The organism is Chryseobacterium sp. UF-290 (genome assembly GCF_058245615.1).
In genome coordinates, this window is sequence record NZ_JBSICB010000008.1 from 13,130 (window position 1) to 37,662 (window position 24,533).

Consider the following 24,533-nt stretch of genomic DNA (forward strand, 5'->3'; position numbering starts at 1 on the left):
ATTAGAGCTTGTTTACATTTAATGGCTAGTCATTTTGTCTAATTAATTTAACGCTTTATTTTTTTATTTTCCCGCTGATTTTGCTGATTCAGCAGATTGTATTTTTTTATACAAAGGAATATGATTCTGTTTTTATTTCAATTTTTTAATATCAAAAGGATTTTTAAAGATCAGCTCTTCATGTTTACCTTTAATCTCCATTTTACGCTGGAGCAGATTAAGCGCCATTTTTCTGATAAAAAGATCTTTGTCATTCAGCTTCCAGTAAGGATCTTCATGAAGCTTCCTGGGAGAACGGATAAGATAAAATTCAGTTTCCCAGGTATCCACATTATGATAAAATTCAATAATCCCGCAATGCTCCGGAATAAGAGCCGCGTCCACCATCCCCATCGGAAGCAAAAAGCTGAAAGCATTACAGACATAATCTCCACAGGAAATTTTATCATGCTTCAGAAATTTTTCTCCGGTATCTTTATTCAGATATGATTTTCTGAAATCATTTTTAAAATCGCTTTTCGAAAGCTTAATCTCAATTTCATGACTGAATCCCCCGGCATCAATAACGAGTATATCCGCTTCCCAGTCAGCCTGGAAATAATTGGTCAGAACGATCTCTTTTTCAAAATCGCAATGAGAATGGATGTATGCGTGAACAAGTTCTTCTATTTTGAGCATTGTTTAGATGTACTAATGTAAAAAGTATTAATGTATTGATGATAGAGAATCAAGAGCCAAGAATCAAGACAATAGACTTAGAGATATGAGACTTGAGGCAAGAGCTGTATGGCTAGCAACTATCAACCTTGAACTCTAAACTTTAAATCTTACTCCCTGAATTCTTTAGCCGACTAACAGACTGCAGCCACGGATATCGGAATGGTCTATTCTTCCCAGCACCTGAAATTTACTTCCTGTTATTTTCCCAAGATCCTGAGTGGCAATAAAGGCGCAGGAATGGATATTCGCAAGGTCAATAATATTAATGGCTCCGGTTCTCCCTTCTTTTTCATATGCCAAAGGGTCTTCCGCATTCCGGATCATAATTCTCATCCAGCCCGGACATTCATATTCGTTGTTTCCAAGGGAATAAGCCTGTGAAAGCAATTCTGTCATAGAATATTCGGAATAGATCTTATCTGTTTTGAAGCCCTGCTGCAAGATTTTCAGCAATTCGTCTTTTGTCATCTCTTCTTTTCTGCCTTTCATTCCTCCGGTTTCAATCACGACTAAATTTTCAAGAAAATTCAGAGATTCTTCTCGTCGTTCTGAATGACAGTAATCCAAAAAGTCTAGCAGGGCAAAAGAAACTCCGAAGAGAATTACTCTTTTATGCCCCAATGTATTCAAAAGATCAAAGAGCTCGGAATGATTGTAAAGAAAATATCCGTTCTCCGGTTTCGCAGATTTTTTCATCAGATAGTCCACCATATAGATCAGTGATGAGTTCTGTCTTTCCAGATAACTTGGAAGCAACCCAAGAAAAATAAAATCTTCAGGCTTTCCTATAAACAGTTTAAAACTTTTATAAATACTTTCTTCATACAATTCCGTATCGGCAATAAAATGCTTCGAAAGATTCATCTGAGTGGTTCCTGAGCTTTGAAAGAACAGATCTGTTGTTTTATTTTTATCAAGGATCTGATGGTTCTTAAACATTTCGATAGGCAGAAAAGGGATTTTATCCAAACGGTCCACCTCATCAGGATTTACCTTCAAAAAGTCAACGAATTTCCTGTATATTTCAACATTTTCATACTGATAATGAAATGTTTTCAACGATTCATTCAGGAAATCCTCTTCTGTCTGTATGCTGAATATATTCTTCGGTTTCATATCTTCTGATCTTCTTATTACTTCAGTAAAGCAATTATAAGAGCCTGTTTAAATTTAATTGCTAATAATTTTGTCTCATTAATTTAACGCTTTATTTTTTTATTTTCCCGCTGATTTTGCAGATTCAGCAGATCATTATTCGTAAATCAAATCAGCGAGATTTGCAAAATCAGCGAGAAATAATATTTTAATACAAATTTAAACAGGATCTAAGGATGAAATAATTTTATTTAATAAATTTTTAATGGTAAAGCTATACTTTGGTAGGCTTCTTGCAATTACTTATATGGAATATGGATTAAAAACAAGAGTGAGCTTCGGCCCATTCGAAAATTACCTCTTGTAGGGGTAATTTTTTTGTTTTATCTGCCAAAAGTCTTCAATTCAAAATCCTTTTCAAAAACGCCGTAGGTATAGTAAGAGATCCAGTCTCCCAGATTGATATACTTTGCCTTCTGTTCCAGATCCAGCACCATAGGAAGATGCCTGTGTCCATAAATGAAGTAATCAATCTTCTCTGTTTTTAGCTTCTCTTTGGAGTAGATGATCAGAAACTCTTTATCTTCTCCCAGAAACGCTTTATCTTCTTCTCCTGAGATCATTTTGTTCTTTTGGGAAAGGTATAAAGCTATTTTCATCGCAATATCCGGATGAAGCCATTTAAAAAACCATTGTGCAACCGGGTTTGTAAAAAGCTTTTTCATTCTCTTATAGCCTTTGTCACCAGGGCCCAACCCATCGCCATGAGCTAACAAAAACTGCTTTCCGCCCATTTCAAAATATTGTTTCTGATAAAATACCGTACATCCGATCTCCTCTTCCAGATAGTCTTTCATCCATAGATCATGATTTCCGACGAAGAAATAAATATGAATTCCCCTGTCCTTCAGTTCTGCAATTTTTCCCAGTACCCGGACATATCCTTTGGGAACGACATGCTTCCATTCATGCCAGAAATCAAAAAGGTCTCCCATTAAAAACAAAACCTGTGCATCTTCTTTGATCTCGTCCATCCAGCGTATAAATTTCTCTTCACGCACCCGGCTCTCTTTAGGGGTAGGAGCCCCAAAATGCTGATCTGAAGCGAAATATACTTTTTTTCCAGGTTCTAAATTAATTGTTGTTTTTAACACCGTCTGAGTTTTGTTGGATAAAATTATTGATTATCTTCTGCAAACCATTCTCCATAAGAGTTTTCTGTCTCATGAAGTTTAAGATAAGCCAGAGAAATTCCTTCCGGAAGTCTTGATTTTATTTTGGCAGCAATAGCATACAGCATATTTTCACAGGTTGGCTGGAAGCTGCAGTAGATTACTTTATGTCCTTTCTGCTCAAGGTCATCTCCCAATTCTTTGTGTGGAGACAGCGCATTAACGAGAACCGCATGATCCCAGACGTCTACAATTTCAGATTTTACGATACTTTTGATATCTCCGAAATCAACCACCATTCCATTTTTAGGATTTTCAATATCATTAATCGGTCTTCCTTTCACTGTTACAAACAGCTTATAGGAATGTCCATGCATATTTTTACATTTCCCATCGTAGTTATACAGTACGTGAGCTGTTTCGAATGTAAAAATTTTTGTAATACGTATCATACTCTTATGAATAAGTTTTTTCTAAATTACTGGTTTTCATTTTTCTACAAATAAAAAAATGCAGAAAGGTCAAAAACAGGGATCAACTCAATGAAAAACTGTAAAATTAATGTTCAAAGTTAAGACAAAAAGCGCAAGAAATAAAATGCTCCCAAAAGTTAGATCACTTTCGGGAGCATTTCGTGTTTTCCGGTATGCTTATTTATTATACCGGACGCCTTATTGATAAAGTTTCGGCTCTGTTATTCCTCTTTTCAGAAAATTCTTTTTATTCATTTCAAAATGCATGATAGTCATTTGATTATAATACTCCTTAAAGGTTGGTAAACCATATTCTGAACGTAATTGGTCTACATTTACACTGTCTGTCAATCCATTTCTGGGAATCGCCTGTTCAGCTTTGTTATAGATTACCTGTGTTCCAAACCTTTGCTTCTGATTGGAATTAATGGCCACTCTGTCTTCCAGCATAGCATATTCATTTCTGTGGGCATTGTTCTTTTTGACTTCTTTTTTCAGAGCAGCGAGCATTTTCTTTTGAAATTCAACATCATCATCAGCATGTTGGATAGGGATCCAGAATTTTGTAGCATTTTCCCTGCCTACTTGCTTAAAGCCTAAATATCCGTATTCAGCATAGAGTTTCCTGATTCTGTTCTGATTATCTTTTCCGATGCTGTCTCTTTTAGCTTCAAATATTTTCCAGGCATTCTCTTCTCCATATTTTTCCATCATTTCTTTAGAGGGTATTCTCGCATATTGCTGATCAATGTCGCCAATATAATCCAATTCAGAAATGATCTTTTCACGTTCAGAGTCTGAGATCTTTTTGTGGGAGTTGCAGCTTATACAAGTAAGTGCTATGCATGATAACAGTATTTTTTTCATATTTACGTTGTTTCTTATACCTTCAGCCGATTATCATGAAAGTTATTTCACTGTTTTTTCAAAGCTGTTGATCACCTTATATTTTCTATCTTTAACTATAATTTCATAATGTCCTTTATCCAGGATCAGAAAGTGGCTGTCTTGTGAATTCTTAAGCTCAATAATATCAGCAGGAATACCTTTTTTCTCCAGCTCGCTTTTTCTATATGCTAAAACCAAAGCCGGATATTGAGGTATTTCGGAGGATGGAACTTTAAAAAATTTTCTGCTATCATTCAGCATCCATCCAGGTCTTCCTTTTTTATATTTTGTAACGGGATGAATGATCTTAATATCGGTAAATAATTCTTTGTCTTCACCATTATAAACCGATTTATGATTATCTATTAAAATTACAGGATGTGTATTTTTTACCAGCCTTAGCAGCGGCTCATTATATTTTGAAAGGCTTTTTTCTGAAAATTGGGTCTGATCGATGGTCAGAGGATTTAAGCCTGTCAGGTCAGAAAGTCTCACTGTCATTGTTTTTTCCCATCCTCTATGAACACCTTTATAGGCATGCTCATAACCGCAATAGATCAGATATTTCCCATCTTTATTCTTCTGCATAAACTCATGAATATTTTTCGCCTCCCCTATTTCCCTTTCTTTTCCGTTCCCTTCCGCTTCATAAGGGAAGAGCTTAAATCCGATTTTCAGGGCATTATAAAGAAAGTTTCCAAATTCAGGTTCCTGGGAATAGAATCCGCTGTTAAGATTGGCAAATTTTGTAGTATTTAAAGAGTCGCTGGCCAGAGTTTCCACTCCAAGGTATCTGTATCCTCTGTCATATAGCCCCTGAAGCAAAGAAGATACAAAAGTTCTGTGGCTGGCATTATGATGCGCTTCATTGATGATGATCATTTCTTCTTTGGAAGCCCGGTCTAAGATATAGTTTTTTGCATTGACGGGAATGAGTTTTGTAAACCTCAGACTATCAGCAGCACTCAGTTTCTTCACTCTTCCAAAAGTTATATCCCAGCTTTCAAGTGCCGGCCTGTACTGTCCGCTTATCGAATAATAGGTAGCACTCATCTGGCTTCTCCAGGATTCGGGTTTGGTAGAGTCTTTTAGTATTGTTTTTTTTATATCATCCGAAAACCGGTAAAGATTGTCCTGGCCATAGCCAGAGATGCTAAGGAGTAATATGATGACCGAATAACAGAATTTCATGCTATGAGTTTTTAATAAGCCTAAAAATAGAAAAATCAATTGAATATTTATCCATTGACTTCCATTTCCAGCATTCACATCAGTTTTTCCAGCCAGTTATTTTCCAGACGTTTGATCTTTTTTGTTTCCGGATCAAATAAAATCCAGAGGGTACTGGAATCCACCACAAGCTCATCATGGCAATAAAACTCAACTTTTCTTGGTTGTCTGGCACCTTCAGGAGCTTGAGGATAGGTTTTCACAGTAATCATATCATTCAGATAAACCTGTTTTTTATACTGTATATGATGATCCAGAAGCATCCAGGCATCATCCACATATTCTGTTTTATGTTTTAAAAGGTTCCAATGTTCCGCCGCCACTTCTTCCACCCAATGCACATACTGTACATTGTTGACATGGTTGTTCTGATCAATATGCTCTTCTGTTACCTTTATCTGTTTCTCATACATTAAATTCATTCCTCTGAAAGTTTATTCAAATTTATCATTTAAAAATAAAATTCATCCAATTCTTTGGGGACAAAGACTATAGCTGTATATAGAAAAACGGAATCAGATACAGATCCGATCCCGTTTATATTCAATATTAAGATAATTATTTAGATTTTGAAGGGGTTGCTGAAGCTCCTAATTTAGCTTTCACCTGGGATGTGATATCTTCGCTTCCGTCAGTGTAAACAAGATTATTACCTTCCTGTGCTGAAGTATCAAAAACATAGCTCAGGCTTCTTTCTTTAGCTACAGCAGAAATAGCTGCTTTTACTTTTTGCTGCAAAGGGCTGTACAATTCGTTTTGCTTAGCACCTATATCTTTAGCAGCCTGAGTTCTTGCATCTTCTATTTTTTTACCCAAAGTCTGCAATTCTGTTTGTGCTGCTACCAGCTCTTTCGTCACTGCTTCTTTATTAGCCTGGCTCAATGTTTTCTCTTTGTCCTGTGCTGCTTTCAGCTTAGTCTGATATTCGCTGATCAGTTTTTCAATTTCCGTCTGTTTGGCTTTAGTCAGATTATCAATGGTTGTATTGGCTGTTTTTACCTCAGATAAACTGTCAAAGATATCATCTGAGTTTACATTTCCAATCTTCTGCTGAGCATTTGCAGCATTAGCACTTAATGTTAATCCGGCTGCAATAAAAAATAATTTAATTAGTTTCATTCTTATTATAGTTTTCAAAAAACACTTGTTTTTCGTTTTCAAATATAATACAATTTTTCATCAAATATCACCTGATCTTTTATCCTTAAAATTAAAATAGGAAGTACCATAAACACACTGAAAGATGATGTTAAAAGGCCATCATGAAATCATTATCAGAGAAAACCTTTCCCAATAAGCTGAGAAAGGTTTACATCAAAAAAATATGGAAAAAAATGACTAATGGAACTGTGCCGTTTCTGTAGAATCTTTCATCGCTACGGTAGCTGAAGATCCGTTGGTAACAATATTCTGAACTTCATCAAAATATCCTGTTCCTACAAAAGACTGGTGCTTCACCGCTCTGAATCCTTTCTGCTGTAAAGCAAATTCACGCTCCTGCAGTTCTGAATATCCTGCCATTCCCCTTTCTTTATACGCTAAAGCCAATTCAAACATTGCCGTATTCAAAGCATGGAACCCTGCTAATGTGATAAACTGGAATTTATAGCCCATTTTTGCCAGCTCCTCACGGAAGGTAGACATTTCTTCAACACTCAGCTTCGCCGCCCAGTTGAATGAAGGAGAGCAGTTATATGCCAGCATCTTGCCAGGAAATTTCGCATGAATTCCTTCTGCAAACCTTCTTGCCTGTTCCAGATCCGGGTTTGAAGTTTCCATCCAGATCAGATCTGCGTAAGGCGCATAAGATAATCCTCTGTCGATCCCCTGCTCCACACCGTTTCTTACTACGTAAAATCCTTCGGAAGTTCTTTCTCCGGTTACAAATTTTTTATCTCTGTCATCGATATCTGAAGTCAGCAGATCTGCTGCATCGGCATCCGTTCTTGCAATAATAAGACTTGGAACTCCCAGCACATCTGCAGCCAAACGTGCAGCGATCAGTTTATTGACAGCCTCCTGGGTAGGAACCAATACTTTCCCCCCTAAGTGACCGCATTTTTTTGCAGAAGACAGCTGGTCTTCAAAGTGTACGGCAGCTGCTCCCGCTTCAATCATCTGCTTCATCAGCTCGAAAGCGTTCAGATTTCCTCCAAAACCCGCTTCCGCATCGGCAATGATCGGCACAAGATATTCTTTATTTCCGTTTCCGCTCACAGATTGTATCTGATCTGCTCTCAATAAAGCATTATTGATCTTTTTCACCACAGAAGGCACTGAATTGGCTGGATACAATGATTGATCCGGATACATTTCTCCCGATAAATTAGCATCAGCCGCTACCTGCCAGCCTGAAAGATATATAGCTTCCAGTCCCGCATCTACTTCCTGCACAGCCTGATTACCGGTGAGTGCACCAAGTCCCGCTACATAATCCTGGTTATTTAATTTATCCCAGAATTTTTTAGACATTTCTGTAGCAATGGTATAATCTATTGTATAAGAGCCACGGAGCTTTAAAACTTCTTCTGCCGTATAAGGTCTTTTTATACCGTTCCAACGTGGGTTTGTCAGCCAATCTTGCTCTAAAGCCTGGATTTGTTCTTGTCTTGTTTTCATAATATTTGGATTTTGTTAAATTAGGGATAAGGTAATAAGGGTGAGAGTATGGTAGTCAGTTGATAGTTGAAAATTACATGTATTCAATTGATCATTATAATTCCAAACATTCTTACTCTCTACTCTCAGACACTTTTACTCTTGAACTAGATAAAAGGATATGCTTTTAAGGTTAAAAATTCTTCAAAGTTTTCTGAAAAGATCAGTTCATTGAAAAGTTCTTTGGCCAGATTGAATTTTCCGTTTCTGAAGCGTGCTTCTCCCACATATTTTTCAATATTGTCCATTTCTTCATTTTCCCATTGAAGGATCATATTCCGGGTAAGTGTTCTGTCATCACTCAATAGGGCTTCATTTTTCAGCCATTGCCATATCTGGGTTCTTGAAATCTCAGCAGTGGCAGCATCTTCCATCAGATTATAAATGGCCGCCGCACCCACTCCCATCAGCCAGCTTTCAAGGTAGAGAATTCCTACATTGATGTTCTTTCTGACTCCTTTTTCAGTAATATCGCCTTTGGGAATTTCCAGCAGATCACTTTCTGTTATATGATACTCAAATTTTTTGTCGATCTGGTTTTTGGAAGGCATATACTGATCAAAAATTTCCTTTGCTACTGAAACCAGCGCAGGATGTGCCACCCAGGTTCCGTCATGACCGTTCTTCACCTCTCTTTCCTTATCACTTTTTACTTTTTCAAAAGCAATATTGTTGGCTTCATCATCATCTTTTACAGGAATTTGTGCCGCCATTCCGCCAATAGCGTGAACATTTCTTTTATGGCATATTTCAATCACCCTTTTTGAATAAGCGCTCATGAAAGGAGAAGTCATCGTCACCTGATCTCTGTCCGGAACGATAAACTCCGGCAGGTTTCTGAATTTCTTTATATAGGAGAAAATATAATCCCATCTTCCGCAATTCAGTCCTGCGCTATGGTCTTTTAATTCAAATAAAATTTCATCGATCTGAAATGAAGCGGTGATCGTTTCTATTAAAACCGTTGCTTTAATTGTTCCTTGTGGAATTCCCAGATAATTCTGAGCAAAAACAAATACTTCGTTCCACCATCGGGCCTCCTTATAATGTTCTAATTTGGGAAGGTAGAAATAAGGTCCGGTTCCGTTCTCCAGAAGTTTTTTTGCATTTCTGAAAAAATAGATTCCAAAATCAGTGAGGGATCCGGATGCTTCTTCTCCATTGATCTCAATATGTTTTTCAGGAAGATGAAGTCCACGTGGACGGACCAGCAGCACTGCTGTTTTTTCATTAAGGGTATAGGATTTTCCTTTTTCGTTTACAAAATCAATGGTTCTGTTGATCGCATCAGAAAGATTAACCTGTCCCTGAATACAGTTCTCCCACGTCGGCGAACTGCTGTCTTCAAAATCTGCCATAAATGTGAAAGCTCCGGAATTCAGCGCATTGATGATCATCTTCCTGTCAACAGGTCCGGTGATCTCTACTCTTCTGTCCAATAAATCTTCCGGCAGCGAAGCACAAACCCAGTCCGCGTTTCTGATCTCCTCGGTCTCTTTTAAAAATTCCGGAAGAGTCCCCTGATCAAACGCCTGCTGATTTTTTTTTCTTTCCTTTAAAAGCTCCAGCCTTTGATGATTAAAATTCTGATGGAGCGCAACAAGAAAATCAATCAAATCCGGGGTAAAAATATCTTCAAAAAGCTTCTGTGCCTTTATTTTTAATTGAGTCTTTGTTTCCATAACCTATTGATTTTGTGATTTGATGTTACAAACATAAACAAAAATTTTCACAAATAGCGAACGTTCGCTAAATTTATTTAAAAATTATTATGCGAATAATCGCATCTAATTATTTATATTTGAATAATGAATTCAGAAAGCGATTTTATCAAAACAGTTTTCGGACTGAAACTGAAGCAGCAGCGACAAAAGAAAAACTGGTCTCTGCAGGACCTTGCTGTAAAGACCGGACTATCAAAATCTTACCTTAATGAAATTGAGAATGGAAAAAAATACCCGAAGCACGATAAGATCATCCAGCTTTCTGAAGCCCTTAACTGTACTTTTGATGATCTGGTTTCTACAAAGCTTGACAAAAGCCTGGCTCCCTTCAATGAAATTTTACAGTCGGATTTTTTCAAAGAAATTCCGCTGGAACTGTTTGGGATCAATAAAAACAACCTGATCAGCATCATCAGTGACGCTCCCAAAAAAGTAACCGCTTTCATTAATGCATTAATTGAGATTTCCCAGAACTATAATCTTGGAAAGGAAAGGTTTTATTTTGCTGTTTTGAGGTCATTCCAGGAATTGTATGACAATTATTTCCCGGAAATTGAAGAAAAGGTAAGCCAGTTTATTCAGGAAAACCAGTTACAAATTGACAAAAATGTAAAGTCTGATATCCTTGAAAGCATCTTAACGGAAAAATTCAGCTATACGATTCAATCTGAAGATTTTGACCGATACGGAACCCTGAGTAACCTTCGTTCTCTGTGGATTCCTGAAAAAAAATTACTCCTGCTGAACCAAAAGCTTGAAAAAGATCAGAAGACCTTTATTCTGGCTAAAGAAATAGGATTTAAAGTGTTGGATTTAAAGATCCGTCCCAACACTTATTCATGGCTTGATTTTGGAAGCTTTGAGGAAATTCTGAATAACTTTTACGCTTCCTATTTTGCCGGAGCCTTACTGATCACTAAAGGACCGGTCATAGAGAAAGCATCAGAGTTTTTTCAACAAAGCAATTGGGAACCACAGGATTTTGAAAATCTTATCAACCGTTTCACCCATTCTCCGGAAACATTTTATTACCGCCTGACCAATATTCTTTCTGCCGAAATGGGAATCAAAGACCTTTTTTATCTATGTCTGGTTAAAAAGAAAGATTCGGATAAGATCCAGATCTTAAAGGAGCTGCATCTTAACCATCAACAGGCTCCTCACGCCAATGCTATGAATGAGCATTACTGCAGAAGATGGATCGCCGTGAAAAACCTCCACCATTTAAAAGAAAATGAAACGCTGACCGACGCACAGATCTCCCATTACAAAGATCAGGGGATAAGCTATCTGGTCATTTCAACCTCACAAAAAAATCCTTTTTCAGACGGAAGCAACAGAAGCTACTGTCTTGGTATCCTGCTGAACCCACAAACCATTAAAAAGATCAGCTTTATAAAATCTCCTTCTCTGAAAACCATCAATGTAGGAGTTACCTGTGAGTCCTGCAGCATCGCAGACTGCGAAGTAAGACAAGCGCCTCCCGTACGGCTGGAAAAGGAGCATTTTAATCTCAGCATGAAAAGCTCTATTGAGAAGATCAGGAGAGAGTTTTGAGTTGGAGAATCAGAGTGTGGGAGTCAATGTGCTATAGAGTTGAGAATGGCTGTAACCGGAAACTATCAGCCATAAATAAAAACTATTTCATAACTTAGTAAAAAACACATCAATGATACTGGACCTGCTTTTTCCCAACCGCTGCATTGAATGCAGCAGAATTATTGATCCTGACCTCCTGGTATGTGATCTATGCTTCAGTCAGATCCATTTCACCCACTATGATTATTTTGAGAATACTCCTATTAAAGAAAAGTGCAGCTTACTTTTTCCTGTTGAGAATACCTTTGCGCTGATACAGTTTGAGGAAGAAAACCTCAGCCGGAAGATCATTCACGAACTGAAATACAGAAGCAGAGAAAAAACCGGAAAGATATTGGCAGAATGGACTACAGAACGTCTGGATTTTAAAAATGAAAAGCCAGATCTTATGGTAAGTGTCCCGCTGCACCCAAAGAAATTAAAGGAAAGGGGCTATAACCAGCTTCATCTATTCACAGAAACGTTGGCCGGATTCTATAAAATACCCTTTGACCACCAATTCATCAAAAGAAATCATTATTCAAAAGCGCAGGCTTTAAAGGATAAAAAACACAGACTGAGTTCTCTCAATACTTTTTCTGTTACACGGCCAGTCACAGGAAAGCACATTCTGCTGATCGATGACGTTTTTACCACAGGAAACACGGTCTCCTCGATTGCCTGGGAAATTTTAAATGCCGGAGATAATAAAGTGAGTGTGCTGGTGATAGCAATGGATGTGTGAGTTCAAAGTTTAAATTTAATAATCTCAGATTACTGGTTTACAGATTTTTAGCCGTAGTCATTTGTCAATATATTTATCTAAATACACTACTCTCTTATCCCCCATCTTTAAACTCTCAAACCTGATTTTCTTTTTCCGGTTCTTTTTCCTAATTTTCCGAAAAACTAAATCATTATGCCCAATCTGATCTTATTACATGGAGCGCTAGGTCACAGCGATATTTTTACCCCCTATTTAGAAAAGTTATCCCAACACTTTAATGTTCATACTCCCATATTTTCCGGACATGGAAATACTGAACTCCCGGCGGATAGCATTACGATTGAAAAATATACTCAGGAATTGGCAGCATACTGCAACGATAACAACTTAACCGAAGTTTCCATTTTCGGACATAGCATGGGGGGCTATATTGCTCTTTGCTATGCTATGAAAACTCCCGGAAATGTAAAATCCGTTATCACTTTAGGAACAAAATTTAACTGGACTGAAGAGCAGGCTCTGAAAGAAAGTAAAATGCTCAATCCTGATGTGATCCTTGAAAAGATTCCGAAGTATGCCCAGCTTTTAGAATCACAACATGGCCCAAAATGGAGACAGCTCCTTCCGGCCATCGCTGATCTTATGATCGATCTGGGTAAAAATCCACCCCTGGAAAATAACCTCGCCACCATCAATATCCCTGTTCAGATCATGGTGGGAGATCAAGATAATATGGTAACAATTGAAGAAAGCGTAAATGTTTACAGAAAACTTCCTAATGCAAAATTGGCCGTACTCCCGAATACAAAGCATCCCATGGATAAAGTACGACCAGGTTTATTATTGAATCTGATACAGGATTTCTGGAATCTTTCTTAAATTATCTCTGAAGTTTTTCTCCATAGCTTAAATCTCCGGCATCTCCCAATCCCGGTGTGATATAGCCTTTTGACGTCAGATGCTCATCAATAGCTCCTACCCATAGATGGGCATCAGGATAGGCATTCTGAATGGTTTCCACTCCCTGTTTCGAAGCAATAGCCGCCACGATATGAAGCTGTGTTGGATTTCCGTTTGTCAGCAAATCCTTGATCGCTTCAATTAATGACGCCCCGGTTGCCAACATAGGATCTGCCACGATAAGAGGTCTTCCCTCAATACTCGGACAGGTCAGGTAATCCTGTTTGATGGAAAAATAGTCGTTGGCATCGTGTTTTCTATACGCTGCAACAAAACCACAGTCTGCTCTGTCCAGATAGTTAAGGATTCCTTCAAACAACGGAACCCCAGCTCTTAAAATAGTTGTAATGACTGGCTGTACAGCAATTTCTCTGCTTTTTATGGTATCCAAAGGAGTCTGGATTTCAACTTCTCTATGCTCTAAACCTTTACTGATTTCAAAAGCCGCAATTTCTCCGATTCTTTCCATATTTCTACGGAATCTCATTCGGTCATGCTGAACTTCAACGTTACGAAGTTCATTAATCCATTCATTAACAAGAGAAAAGTTTTGCGATAAAATAGTAAGCATGAAGATCTTAAATTTTTAATTAAGGTTAGTCAACTCTGATCTCTGCAAAATTACAACTAAAAAACGAATCTGCAGATCAGTGCCCAATAGAATATGATAGATCCATAAAAAATCTGGTAAGGGATTTCCTCACCAGATTTTTATGTAAAAGTCTTTTTATTTTTGTCTGAAATACACTTCGATCGGAACTCCGGTAAACCCGAACTCTTTTCTCAGCTGGTTTTCCGTAAATCTCTTATACGGCTCCTTCACATACTGTGGCAGGTTGCAGAAAAATACAAACTGTGGTGAAGGTGTAGGAAGCTGAACGCAATATTTGATTTTAATATATTTTCCTTTCAGCGCCGGTGGCGGTGTATTTTCGAAAATCGGAAGCATTACCTCATTCAGCCTGGAAGTCTTGATCTTCTTTTTACGGTCTTCATAAACCTGCATAGCCACTTCTACTGCTTTTAAAATTCTCTGCTTCGTTAAAGCCGAAACAAACAGAATCGGAATATCCTGGAACTGGCCAATTTTATCTTTAATAGATTTTTCGAAATCACGCATCGTATTAGTCTGCTTGTCTTCAATCAAATCCCATTTGTTGACAAGAATTACAATTCCTTTTCTGTTCTTCTGTGCCAACCCGAAGATATTCATATCCTGAGACTCCCATCCCTGTGTAGCATCTACCATAATGATCACCACATCAGAATATTCGATTGAACGGATAGATCTCATTACAGAATAGAATTCAAGGTCTTCATTTACTTTAGACTTTCTTCTCATCCCGGCAGTATCTACCAGCACAAACTCATGTCCGAATTTGTTATATAGCGTCTGGATACTGTCTCTCGTAGTTCCCGCGATATCTGTTACGATATTTCTTTCTACATCCAATAAAGCGTTTGTCATAGTAGATTTTCCTACGTTTGGACGACCTGCAATGGTGATTTTAGGTAATCCTTCAAAAGGATCTTTATATTCTGTAGTCGGGAAGTCCTTAACAATATCATCCAGAAGGTCTCCTGTTCCGGAACCCGTAGCTGAAGAAAGCGTATAATATTTATCAATTCCTAATTGATAGAATTCTGTTGCAGGAAGCTCTTCTTTTGAAGAGTCTACTTTGTTGATAACAATATAGATCGGTTTGTTGGATCTTCTTAAAAGTCTGTAAATTTCGTAGTCTGTATCAGTAAGTCCTTCTTCCACGTTCATCATAAAGATAATGGAAGTAGCTTCATCTACCGCCAGCTGTACCTGCTTACGGATCTCTTCTTCAAAGATATCATCCGTACCTACATCATATCCTCCGGTATCGATTACGGTAAAGTCTACTCCATTCCAGTCAGATTTTCCGTAGTGACGGTCTCTGGTTACACCAGCTGTAGAATCTACGATAGCTTCTCTTCTCTCTAATAAACGGTTAAAAAGCGTGGACTTTCCAACGTTGGGGCGCCCAACGATTGCAACAATATTTGACATAAAAAATGTTTAATAATCCTTTGCTGTGCTCAGGATATGTTATTAATGGGTTACTCCAACTTTTGGAGCCCAATTTTTTTGCAAAGATAAGATTTATTATTTAGTATCAGGAATCTCTATTATTTTGAAAAAATTTTAGTTAAAATAATTATTTGGCTATCAACAGATAAGACCATCCCCATTACAATGATGTCAATAAATCTTTAATTTTGATTTTCATATTTAAAATAAATTCTATAGTTTTGCGGCATCAAAAACAGACCCATGGTGTAGCGGTAACACTACTGATTTTGGTTCAGTCATCTGGGGTTCGAATCCCTGTGGGTCTACAACCAAACAAAAGCAACTCGCTAATTTACAGCAAGTTGCTTTTTTACTTTGGTCACTTTTAGTCACTTGGTCACGATTTTGGTCACTCTTTTTGTGAAAAACTCCTTGAGTGCACCTCATTGAATCTATTTGAATCTGATTGTATTTTTAACTACGGAAATAATGCCCATCACTAGAATAATAATCATACATTAGATTTCTTGCAGTAGCTTCCCAATCGATATAAATATAATTTGGTAGGGTTTCAGGAATATTTTCTTCTAAAAGACATTGGGCAAATGTTTCATCGTCTGAATATTCACCAATATAATAGTTCATCACACCATCATAAAGGCTGTCAAAATCAATTTTCCCAACACAATCAATATAAGCTTCAAAAACATCAATATCATAGCTGGAATCATTTATTTGGTGGGCTATCTCGTATATATCTTTAGAGACATCACTCTCTCCGATTAACCCTAATTTTTCAAAGAAAGAACAGTTTTCATAATCCTGTATCATGTATTCAGGATCGAGTTCGTCTTGGTGAAGCTCTTTCATTGCTTCTAATAGTTCGTCATAATCTGAATAATCAGCTAAATTGAGCCATTTGCCGTAAAGGTTTCCGTTGTTGTACTTCTGATAAGTTCCTACATAGATACTGCAAGAATCAAGACAATTTTGTAAATTTGTCATGTCGATAATTTTTTACTGATTTTAAAATTTATTGATGTTGCCTATCGTGTTCGTAGCACTTTAGGCATTTTTTATATATTATTGTGAGAATCTATATAGAAAAAAGAACTTGAAATAGTTCTTTGACATATTAATAAAGTCAATATTCATGCCAATTGACAGAGATTTCAACTTTAAAATTAAAGTTTTCAAAATATTTTTAAACACAAACCGCAACAAACAAAAACTGTCAAAAAAATATCAATAAAACATATAGTCTGACGAGTATAACCAACAGAAAATGTAAGTGGAAAATAAAAACAGATCCACAAAAACCAAATAAAACAAAACTTACTTTTGAGAAAAGGTTGACAGTTTAGGAGGGGGCGCCAAAGAAAACAACTCTCATACCCTCTAGTTAACCTATAGAGACTTCTGTCCGTACACTCAAAATATTTTTTGGTGTTAAATTGCTGTAAATTCTACTATAAAGACTGTCTGATTTTTTGAGAGAGATTGTGCGGGGGTAGTTTTGTGGATGAGGATTTACCGTTGTATTTTTACGTTTCTAATATTTTTTTTTGAAAATCTTGGCTTCGAGTAATAATTAGAACTCAAAGCCAAACAGTGTACCTGATTCATCTTTGTCATTTAACTCTAAGACGATATCACTACTACTAAAGTAAATAGGATTATCGTCCTGATCCGTTGGCAAATCTGATTTAATAACTGATAAGATATATTGTATATCATGTGTTTTAGTTATTGTGCTGATTAAAGACAATAATCTAACTTTAATTCCATTGTCTTGCTGAGAAAGAACATCGTCATGATATACAAATCTAAAATATGATTCTATATTATAAGCTACTAATATTGCTAAATCAAATATAATACAAAGGATTTTTCTATAAGTACGACCTTCATCTTTAGCAGTATCTTTTGATAAACTATCTTTTGTTTTTATAACAGGAGGTTTGAAATCAACATTATTGTTTGAATTAATAGACCATGAAATATAAGTGTCCTCATCCATTACTTCTAAAAAGTATTTAGAAAACAACCCTCTGATTAGCTTATATTTATCATTTTTTTCTGTATGATTACTTATATCTCTAATTTCTTTGATGGTATCTTCAATACTTTTATTTAAATCTTGTTTTTTATCTTCTTTTTCAATAATTACATCAATTATTCTTAACCTTTCGGTAAGTTTCATTAGCTCTGATTCAAGTTTAGCAAGCTCTTTTTGATAAAACTTAAGTCTTCGGAACACATCAGTATCTTTTAAAAAAGATAAAAGTTCTTCTTTTTTATGATTTAACTTTTCTAACTGAATATTTATAGTATTCAGTTCTTCCGTTTTCTCTTTTAATGTTTTTTTCAGTAACCTATTCCTATCTTTTGTAAGCTCTTCATTAAATTGAATTAATTCGGAGTAATCTTTTTTTAATTCATTTGGAAAATAAATTTTAGATTCTTTAAATACTTTTTCAACTTTTGAAAGATCGAAAGCAAAATTATTTTTAATAGAATTTTGAAGTTTATTAATGTCGAAATTTAGGTTATAAGAAATAGTATTAAGATCAGATATTTTATTTTCGATTCCATCAATTCCATTTTCAATTAATGATTTATCCTGTTCGTAAAAATTTAATTGATCGATCTTACTCTCTGCTTCTTTTGTTTTAGTCTCCTGTAGACCAATTTGAGCAATTATTTCATCTCTATCTGTCTCATTAACTGAAAAATCCCTTTTTAATAATTTTATTTGCTCATTAATTTTATCCTGTTCTTCATCATTTTGATATTTTTTTCTCAAAACCTCTCCATTGAATCCTAAAAGATCAAACATAAAAGGTTTCCAATCAATATCTTTTCCTCCTTTAAACTTTGACAATCTGTAAACATCCTCATAATCGGGTTGCATTCTAATACAATAGTTTATAGCTTTTCGATAGTCATAGGATTTATTTTTAAAAAAATCAAAATTTAAGTAAATCGCAAGTGTTTTTTTTGCGTTATCAATACTCAAATCCTCATAAATCCAATTAGTTGGAGGGATATATTCATTTACTTTCTGTTCGTTTATACTAAAACTTGTTTTGGTTGGATTTTCAACACTTCTCTTTATAGTAAGAAACCGACCATCATTTAAAAGAATTTCTAAATAAAAAACATGATTTTTAAATATCGATTCTCCTTCATTATCCGTTACTTTAAGCAGAAAATGTTTTTTATCGATTCTCTTTATTAATAAATAATCAATTAGCTCTGCAAGTTTAGTTTTACCTAAATCATGAGAATTTTTTTTTTCTCCAATAGCAGTTTGTACATCAGCATATATCACATTTAACCCTCGAAGATTAAACGTAATATTTTTAAACCTTTCATCGTTACTGTATAATTTACTTAACTTCATTAGTTTATTTAATTGCTTTAAAAGAGTCTGTATTTTGCTCGTATGTCAATTTACCTAATAAATAAAGGAAATTAAGAGCATAAGGGAAATTTACTCGAGCTTCATCTCCCAATATATTCACCACTTTTTTTAATAAAGAGTCATACTGTACCGAATAAAAAGCATTTAATTCCGATAATATAATAGAACTAATATTTATCATTGAAAACTTAGGGTTAGTATGTCTATCTAATTTTATCATTTTTAATACCAATTAAACATTCATAATACATATAATGCAATAATGTATATATATGTCTTTTACCTCTTATAGACTCTCCGTCACAAATCTTTTTAAAGATAAAAAGAAAAACTTGTTCAAACTCTGCAAAGTTATCTCTTTTAATTAATATTACATTACTTAATTCAGAAGCAATATCAAAATACTGTTCTTTTAAATCCTCATTTCTTGGATCAGCAAGGAATGTTGATATTTTTTCAAAATCTTGTAAAGACTGATTCAAAATGACATTTTCAAAATATTCCTTACTAAGATTATTCTTTTTATTCTTTTCTTCAATTTTAATCATATCAAAATCGAATTTAACCTTGTCTACCTCAGATTTCATATCTTCTTTTAACGTTGGGAGCTGGCTTTTAAATTCGAGAATAATATTTTTAATTTCCTCTTCTGAAAAATCAAACGGAATATGATTAATATCTAAATTAAACTCACGAATAATTGCTCTATTTCCATTAATATGTTGATTATTTAAAGTTTCTTTTCCTATGATTTCAATATTATTGATACCAGTTTCCTTTCTCATTCTTTTTACAAGAGCTTCACCCGCTATTCCCGTAAATTTTCTATTTGTAAAGAGAATATAACAATCAACATCACCAGCCTCTTTTAATTTTTTTATTTTTTCAATTTCTACATTAATAATTTTTGTAAAATCTGAATCTGAACATGATGCAACATAATTATCTGTATGCTTTGCTTGAATTATAAACTTACCTTTCCAACATGAAGTAGCGGAGGGGAAATTTGATGCTGTTCCTGTAAATTTTCCATCTCGACCTCCATCTTTACCTTTTGAAAATGAAATTACACCAATTCCTAAAATTTCTTGACAAATTCTATTAACAAGATGTTCAAATTGGTCTTCACTAAGCATCTCTAATCTATAATCCATATTTGAGTGTATAATTCTAATAAATAAAATTAAATAATAATTTATAAAGAGTTAATAATAATTCTTTTATTTCTGTAATCTTGTATCTTCATATTTAGATCGTTCAGTTTTTAAAGACACCAACCAATCTAAATACATTTCTTCGGGCATGCTACGATAGCCTATTTTATGAATATGACTGTATTCTTTATTCATTGTATCAAACAGTTCTTTAGCCTTTGGATTGTTTAATGTTGTAGTCTGAATATCTTTTGTGTTCTGCTCTTTCATCAGCTTTTGAAACTGTTTTGTATGGGTTTCTGCCTGTAATATCAGAGCATTAGCCAAATATGGATGTATTTGTATTGCTCTTTCTGCACATTTTAAAGCAAAACTTCCGTCATTATCTGGGAAACTCCTGTTATAAGCAGTGGCTAAATCAACCAAAAGCAAAGCAAGAGTTTCTTTGTTGTTCAGGGCTTTCATAAACACACCATTTTTAATGGCATCCAAGTGAATGAACCCCGAAGCCGACAACCACGCATCAATAGGGAAAATACCACTTGTAAGCTCTGTATTGAACCAACCGATTGATTTAATATTATGCTTTATATAAACGTGGTTCGGTGCTAACGCCAAATTTGCATCTGCCCCAATTTCTTCTGCCAAAATTTTGTATAGATACGGCATTGAGTTACAATTACCTTTTTGAGTATTTAATAATTTTGATACAAAAAGGTTAGACAGTTCTTTATGTCCGAATACATCTTCAAAATCATAAGTGAAAGGTTTGTATTTTACGGTATCATTTCTTAGAATGACAGGGGTTGTTTGGCACATTACTGTATAAACAGCAGCATACTTGCTTACTTTTGCCCCATCCCTTTCTGTATAGTTGAGTTTTCTATTATCAACAAGCTGATTACAGAAGTTAGCTAAAAATCTGACTTTTCGGTTTAGTTCTTCTGTATCTAATTTTCCCTGATAATAAGCATTTTCAACACTAAAAACTGCCGTTTTGAAACTGTAAGGCTCTTTATCATTGAGCATATTATCTATAGCTTGGTAGGAATCCGTATAAAAGTGGTTTTCTTGTGCTTTTGAGAAAACAGAAAGAATTAATGCAGTTGTAAGTAATAATATTTTTTTCATTATTTTCTTGGGGGTGGAGGTGGCTCTGGAACAAATGTAGAGGTATAATTGAATAATTTATTATAGACAGGATTATTTTTATTTATTATAATAAAATTGTCATTTCTTACTTCATATATCTCTTCACAAAGATTATGATACAAAAGATTTCCTGAATGTTTATTACTAAAATAGTCGTACTTTTTTAAAAGAGAATCTTTCTCAGCACTATCATATTTAATCTTATTCTTAAAATAATCATCATTATAAAAAACAGAAAAAACATAATTATTTTCTCTACAATAAGCTAATGAATCCAAATTATAATCATAATCAACTTTAATTTGGACGTAATCCTTATTGTCCATTTTTTGATGTCTTACAAGCAATAATCTTCTTATCCCTGTATCACATTGAAATGAGTCAATTTTAGTAAATAGTTTTTTTTCAAAATTATTCTCTTTTATTGCTTCTTTTTGCGAACATGATAAGATCAAAATTGAAGACATAACTAAACTAAGTTTTTTTATCATATTATTTTCTCTTTACATTTTTTAAAAATTGAGTAGTGAACGGATATGTCGTATTCGTATTTGCTCCTTTCCTTGTGATTTCGATTAATCTCATATTATCATTTACAATATAAAAATTTGGATAACCTAAATTTTTCTTAGAATTATTCCACATTATACCTTTTGCCGTATTGTAATCAGCACTAAACTGATTTCCGATATTTTTATAATCTAAACCTACTTTACCGTCATGGTTATGAACAGACCATATTAGGTTATCATTTGAAAATCTATTTGATTTAATTTTAGAGGCATCTATATCATGCATTGTTGCTATCTGAAAATTATCTTTCCCATTAACATTATAATTTGCCAAAGAAAATTCAATCCCACTGTCGGTATTATTATCTAAGAAATTATATACGTTAAAGGCTGTATCCAGATTATTTGTAAATCCTTCAGAAAAAAATGGGTTCATAGCTTTTCCGAAATAATCCATTAATTTACCATCATTGGTTTGACTTAATTGTCCTATTATAGAAACTTCACTAGCACTATTTTTATCAACAGTTATAGAGTTACTTTGAGATGTTACTTTACCTGAATCGTTTGTAGAAAAAAGTCTGTCAAATTTATCATTAGTCTTTTGTATTAGTTCTACTTGACCATTTTTCAGCAATTTATAATCATCTTTTGCACTTTCAGGAGCTAAACCTGTTGGATCAATATTATTAATGGGGTTATTCATTGCATAATTATAAGGCGACCAACTTGGGAACTCCTCACTAAGTGGATCAGGAGACATCCAACGTCCGTGAGTGTCACCAATAGGTTGTGCATCAGGATCAGATAAATCAATTTCCCTTACCTCGATTATATTCTGCCTTTTTGTATTAAACCTTACGGAACCAATTATTACAATACTGTCCGTATCGTGAAATTCCAGATATTTACCTTTGCTTAATGTTGCAATTTTAGGGTAGTAGCCGTATTTGGCAAAAGGATTTCCGATAGCAATATTTTTTCTTCGTCTTTCTGCTTCATGTGGTGTCAAAGAATCTCGGGTTTTCAAAACTTCGTCCATATACGGACGGTTTCGTTCCTCCTTTGTCAGTTTTACAGGATTTAACCACTTCTTTTCGGTCTTGGGTTTTGTTGGTGCTTTTTTCTTGACCTGTGCCTGTGTAAATCCTGCTAATATTGCAAAAACAAGCAATAGAGATTTTTTCATAGTCATTTGTATTTATAATTTATTAGGGTCTATTGGAAAATATTTAGGTTCTTGTTTTTTCTTTTCCTGTGCTTTCTTAGCAGTTTCCTGCTGTTTGTCTTTCTGTTTTTGCAGTTCGTACAGATGTATTTTTTGTGCTAATGCTTCGCTTTCCTGTTTGTTCTTTTCGGTTTTCAAACTTGCCAACCACGATTCATAAGCAGATGCAGGCATTTCAGCAAAGCCCAGTTGGTCAATGTGCTCACGCATGGCAATGAGTTCTTTTAAGAGCTCATTTGCTTTTGGAAAATAATTTGCTCTTTGCAAATCTCTCCTATCATTTGGGTCAATTCCTAATCGTTTTAATGCAGATAGCAATCTAGCTTGACTAACATTTGCTTTTTCCATATTAGGAGCTATTCCGTTAGGATAGAGCTCTATTGCTTTGTCTATTACTTTATTTACAAATTCATCATATCCGAATTTATGTACATATCCCCTTGCCAGATCAAAATATGCCATTCCCAAAAGTTCTTTTTTGGAAAGATTGTCCATATAGACTTTATTTTGCAGGGCTTCAGATTTGATAAACCCTGATTCCAATAAAGAGTTATCGGTTGTAAACATTCCGTTGGTAAGCTCTATATTTCTCACTTTATTTTCATCATCTATAAAACGAATATAAGAATGATTAGGAGCTAAAGACAAATAGGCTTCTGTCCCCATAGCTTCTGCAAGAATAAGATAGTATAATGGCATTGAATGGCATTGTCCCGATCCTGTTTTAAGCAGTTTTGAAACAAACATTTTGGAATAGTCTTTTTCTCCCATATAATCTTTAAAATCATATTCAAAGGCTTTATGGGTTGTACCGTTCAAATTCATATCTTTAGAAAAATATTCAAAAAGCATCAGGTTTTTAGAAACATTGCTTTCTGTGTCCTGCTTACGTTCTTTCATTTTCTGCAATAACTGTTTTGCAGTTTTTTGTATTCCTGACTTGAATTTAGCTAATTCCTGTTTGTTGTCATAAAAAGCATTTTCTACGGTAAAATTAACATCTGCCAATGAATAATTTTCTGTATCCATTCCAGAAAGTTTATTAAAAGCATCATAATATGCCCCTGTTCCTGCTTTTCCTGAAAGTGAGGGCATTTCGTATGACATATTTCTGCCGTTGTTTATCCATTCACGGAATTGCATTTCCTGAACTTCTGCCATATCCTGTTCTATCTCACGCATTACAGCATCATTCTGTAATCTTGACTGTGATTCATAGGTATTATGTTGCCCAACAGAATTTGAGGGCTTCTGATAAGTGCTAGGCATAGACGGTGCATAATTCCTTTGGGAACTTCTACCGTTCATCGGACTGCCATAATTCTGATTGGAATAATTGCCTAAACTACTTTGAGTAGGAGCCTGCATGGTAGGTAGGTTCGGAATTTGTCCGAAACTCACGACACCTAAACACAATAAGGGAAAAACTTGTAGTTTTTTCATCATGGATATTAATTTTTTGACTTGATTTGTGTTTCCTGCAATTTACAAATTTTCTATAAATAGTGAAATAACAATCTTTTAAATTTTGACAAATATAAATCTGTATAACGTCAAAACGTGACGTGTTTTATTTTAACAGTTGCTTTTTCAATAATTCTTCTAAGGGATTTTGGGGTTTACTTGTAATAACTGTTTTCAAATCTCTTTCAGACAATTCAGCAAATTCAACGGTCTTTAATATTGAGAAAACAACATCTTTTAACCCTAACTTTCGGAGTGACATTCTGATTTCTTTATCAGTAGGAAACTGACTGTCTGTTTGTTTTAAATGGATTTTGTGATTTTTCATAC

General features: G+C 34.9%; 24 protein-coding genes and 1 tRNA gene. 4 read left to right on the top strand and 21 right to left on the bottom strand.

The features are described from left to right. Window positions 1-132 precede the first annotated feature (132 nt). The 10 genes from AC4IF5_RS11045 to aceB all read right to left on the bottom strand — a co-directional run bounded on the left by AC4IF5_RS11045 (window position 133) and on the right by aceB (window position 9,918). Window positions 133-678 carry a hypothetical protein gene (locus tag AC4IF5_RS11045; protein ID WP_490734456.1) on the bottom strand — a complete coding sequence of 182 codons (546 nt, stop codon included), beginning with the start codon at window positions 676-678 and terminating at the stop codon, window positions 133-135. Between the two features lie 165 nt (window positions 679-843). Next, entirely contained in the window at window positions 844-1,836 is a 993-nt protein-coding gene (locus tag AC4IF5_RS11050) for a LuxE/PaaK family acyltransferase (protein ID WP_490734458.1), read from the bottom strand. 362 nt (window positions 1,837-2,198) lie between these two features. Continuing rightward, entirely contained in the window at window positions 2,199-2,969 is a 771-nt protein-coding gene (locus AC4IF5_RS11055; RefSeq protein WP_490734460.1) for a UDP-2,3-diacylglucosamine diphosphatase, read from the bottom strand. Window positions 2,970-2,992: 23 nt separating this feature from the next. Then, window positions 2,993-3,439 (bottom strand): 6-pyruvoyl trahydropterin synthase family protein, encoded by a 447-nt coding sequence (locus AC4IF5_RS11060; protein ID WP_076596381.1) that lies wholly within the window; start codon window positions 3,437-3,439, stop codon window positions 2,993-2,995. A 219-nt stretch (window positions 3,440-3,658) separates the two neighbouring features. Beyond that, complete coding sequence (locus AC4IF5_RS11065) at window positions 3,659-4,327, bottom strand: DUF6624 domain-containing protein (protein ID WP_490734462.1); 669 nt, start codon at window positions 4,325-4,327, stop codon at window positions 3,659-3,661. A gap of 42 nt (window positions 4,328-4,369) precedes the next feature. Then, the gene (locus AC4IF5_RS11070; protein WP_490734464.1) at window positions 4,370-5,539 is read right to left on the bottom strand and encodes a hypothetical protein; all 1,170 of its coding nucleotides are present in this window, start codon (window positions 5,537-5,539) and stop codon (window positions 4,370-4,372) included. Between the two features lie 74 nt (window positions 5,540-5,613). Then, window positions 5,614-6,000, bottom strand: a complete 387-nt coding sequence (locus AC4IF5_RS11075; protein WP_490734466.1) for an acyl-CoA thioesterase — start codon at window positions 5,998-6,000, stop codon at window positions 5,614-5,616. 136 nt (window positions 6,001-6,136) lie between these two features. Beyond that, a complete protein-coding gene (locus AC4IF5_RS11080; RefSeq protein ID WP_490734468.1) occupies window positions 6,137-6,697 on the bottom strand; it encodes an OmpH/Skp family outer membrane protein in 561 nt (186 codons plus the stop codon). A gap of 219 nt (window positions 6,698-6,916) precedes the next feature. After that, a complete protein-coding gene (gene aceA / locus AC4IF5_RS11085; protein ID WP_490734470.1) occupies window positions 6,917-8,197 on the bottom strand; it encodes an isocitrate lyase in 1,281 nt (426 codons plus the stop codon). Between the two features lie 146 nt (window positions 8,198-8,343). Further along, window positions 8,344-9,918, bottom strand: a complete 1,575-nt coding sequence (gene aceB, locus AC4IF5_RS11090) for a malate synthase A (RefSeq protein ID WP_490734472.1) — start codon at window positions 9,916-9,918, stop codon at window positions 8,344-8,346. 126 nt (window positions 9,919-10,044) lie between these two features. Here aceB and AC4IF5_RS11095 point away from each other — a divergent pair, with 126 nt between their 5' ends. The 3 genes from AC4IF5_RS11095 (at window position 10,045) to AC4IF5_RS11105 (ending at window position 13,144) form a co-directional block, all read left to right on the top strand. Continuing rightward, entirely contained in the window at window positions 10,045-11,517 is a 1,473-nt protein-coding gene (locus AC4IF5_RS11095; RefSeq protein ID WP_490734473.1) for a helix-turn-helix domain-containing protein, read from the top strand. A 112-nt stretch (window positions 11,518-11,629) separates the two neighbouring features. Further along, complete coding sequence (locus AC4IF5_RS11100) at window positions 11,630-12,283, top strand: ComF family protein (RefSeq protein ID WP_490734475.1); 654 nt, start codon at window positions 11,630-11,632, stop codon at window positions 12,281-12,283. 174 nt (window positions 12,284-12,457) lie between these two features. Next, complete coding sequence (locus tag AC4IF5_RS11105) at window positions 12,458-13,144, top strand: alpha/beta fold hydrolase (RefSeq protein WP_490734477.1); 687 nt, start codon at window positions 12,458-12,460, stop codon at window positions 13,142-13,144. Window position 13,145: 1 nt separating this feature from the next. Here AC4IF5_RS11105 and upp read toward each other — a convergent pair whose 3' ends face one another. Continuing rightward, entirely contained in the window at window positions 13,146-13,796 is a 651-nt protein-coding gene (gene upp / locus AC4IF5_RS11110) for a uracil phosphoribosyltransferase (RefSeq protein WP_490734479.1), read from the bottom strand. A 156-nt stretch (window positions 13,797-13,952) separates the two neighbouring features. Continuing rightward, a complete protein-coding gene (der, locus tag AC4IF5_RS11115) occupies window positions 13,953-15,263 on the bottom strand; it encodes a ribosome biogenesis GTPase Der (RefSeq protein ID WP_490734481.1) in 1,311 nt (436 codons plus the stop codon). A gap of 258 nt (window positions 15,264-15,521) precedes the next feature. On the opposite strand from der, the gene AC4IF5_RS11120 reads away from it, so the two are divergent. Further along, window positions 15,522-15,592, top strand: a tRNA-Gln gene (locus AC4IF5_RS11120). Between the two features lie 148 nt (window positions 15,593-15,740). Here the strand turns inward: AC4IF5_RS11120 and AC4IF5_RS11125 are convergent. The 9 genes from AC4IF5_RS11125 to AC4IF5_RS11165 all read right to left on the bottom strand — a co-directional run bounded on the left by AC4IF5_RS11125 (window position 15,741) and on the right by AC4IF5_RS11165 (window position 24,531). After that, window positions 15,741-16,271, bottom strand: a complete 531-nt coding sequence (locus tag AC4IF5_RS11125) for an antirestriction protein ArdA (protein WP_490734483.1) — start codon at window positions 16,269-16,271, stop codon at window positions 15,741-15,743. Between the two features lie 586 nt (window positions 16,272-16,857). After that, window positions 16,858-18,672 (bottom strand): DUF2326 domain-containing protein, encoded by a 1,815-nt coding sequence (locus tag AC4IF5_RS11130; protein ID WP_490734485.1) that lies wholly within the window; start codon window positions 18,670-18,672, stop codon window positions 16,858-16,860. A gap of 4 nt (window positions 18,673-18,676) precedes the next feature. Beyond that, complete coding sequence (locus AC4IF5_RS11135; protein WP_415877625.1) at window positions 18,677-18,913, bottom strand: ABC-three component system middle component 8; 237 nt, start codon at window positions 18,911-18,913, stop codon at window positions 18,677-18,679. Then, window positions 18,897-19,847, bottom strand: coding sequence for an ABC-three component system protein (locus tag AC4IF5_RS11140; RefSeq protein ID WP_490734487.1), 951 nt, complete (start codon window positions 19,845-19,847; stop codon window positions 18,897-18,899). The genes AC4IF5_RS11135 and AC4IF5_RS11140 overlap by 17 nt, the downstream gene beginning before the upstream one ends. Window positions 19,848-19,913: 66 nt before the next feature. Then, entirely contained in the window at window positions 19,914-20,978 is a 1,065-nt protein-coding gene (locus AC4IF5_RS11145; protein WP_490734489.1) for a hypothetical protein, read from the bottom strand. Next, the gene (locus AC4IF5_RS11150) at window positions 20,978-21,490 is read right to left on the bottom strand and encodes a hypothetical protein (RefSeq protein ID WP_490734490.1); all 513 of its coding nucleotides are present in this window, start codon (window positions 21,488-21,490) and stop codon (window positions 20,978-20,980) included. Before AC4IF5_RS11150 ends, AC4IF5_RS11145 begins: the two co-directional genes overlap by 1 nt. 1 nt (window position 21,491) lies before the next feature. Continuing rightward, window positions 21,492-22,700 carry a JAB-like toxin 1 domain-containing protein gene (locus AC4IF5_RS11155; RefSeq protein WP_490734492.1) on the bottom strand — a complete coding sequence of 403 codons (1,209 nt, stop codon included), beginning with the start codon at window positions 22,698-22,700 and terminating at the stop codon, window positions 21,492-21,494. 12 nt (window positions 22,701-22,712) lie between these two features. After that, complete coding sequence (locus AC4IF5_RS11160; protein ID WP_490734494.1) at window positions 22,713-24,185, bottom strand: hypothetical protein; 1,473 nt, start codon at window positions 24,183-24,185, stop codon at window positions 22,713-22,715. A 124-nt stretch (window positions 24,186-24,309) separates the two neighbouring features. Then, a complete protein-coding gene (locus AC4IF5_RS11165; RefSeq protein WP_490734496.1) occupies window positions 24,310-24,531 on the bottom strand; it encodes a hypothetical protein in 222 nt (73 codons plus the stop codon). Window positions 24,532-24,533: the final 2 nt, after the last annotated feature.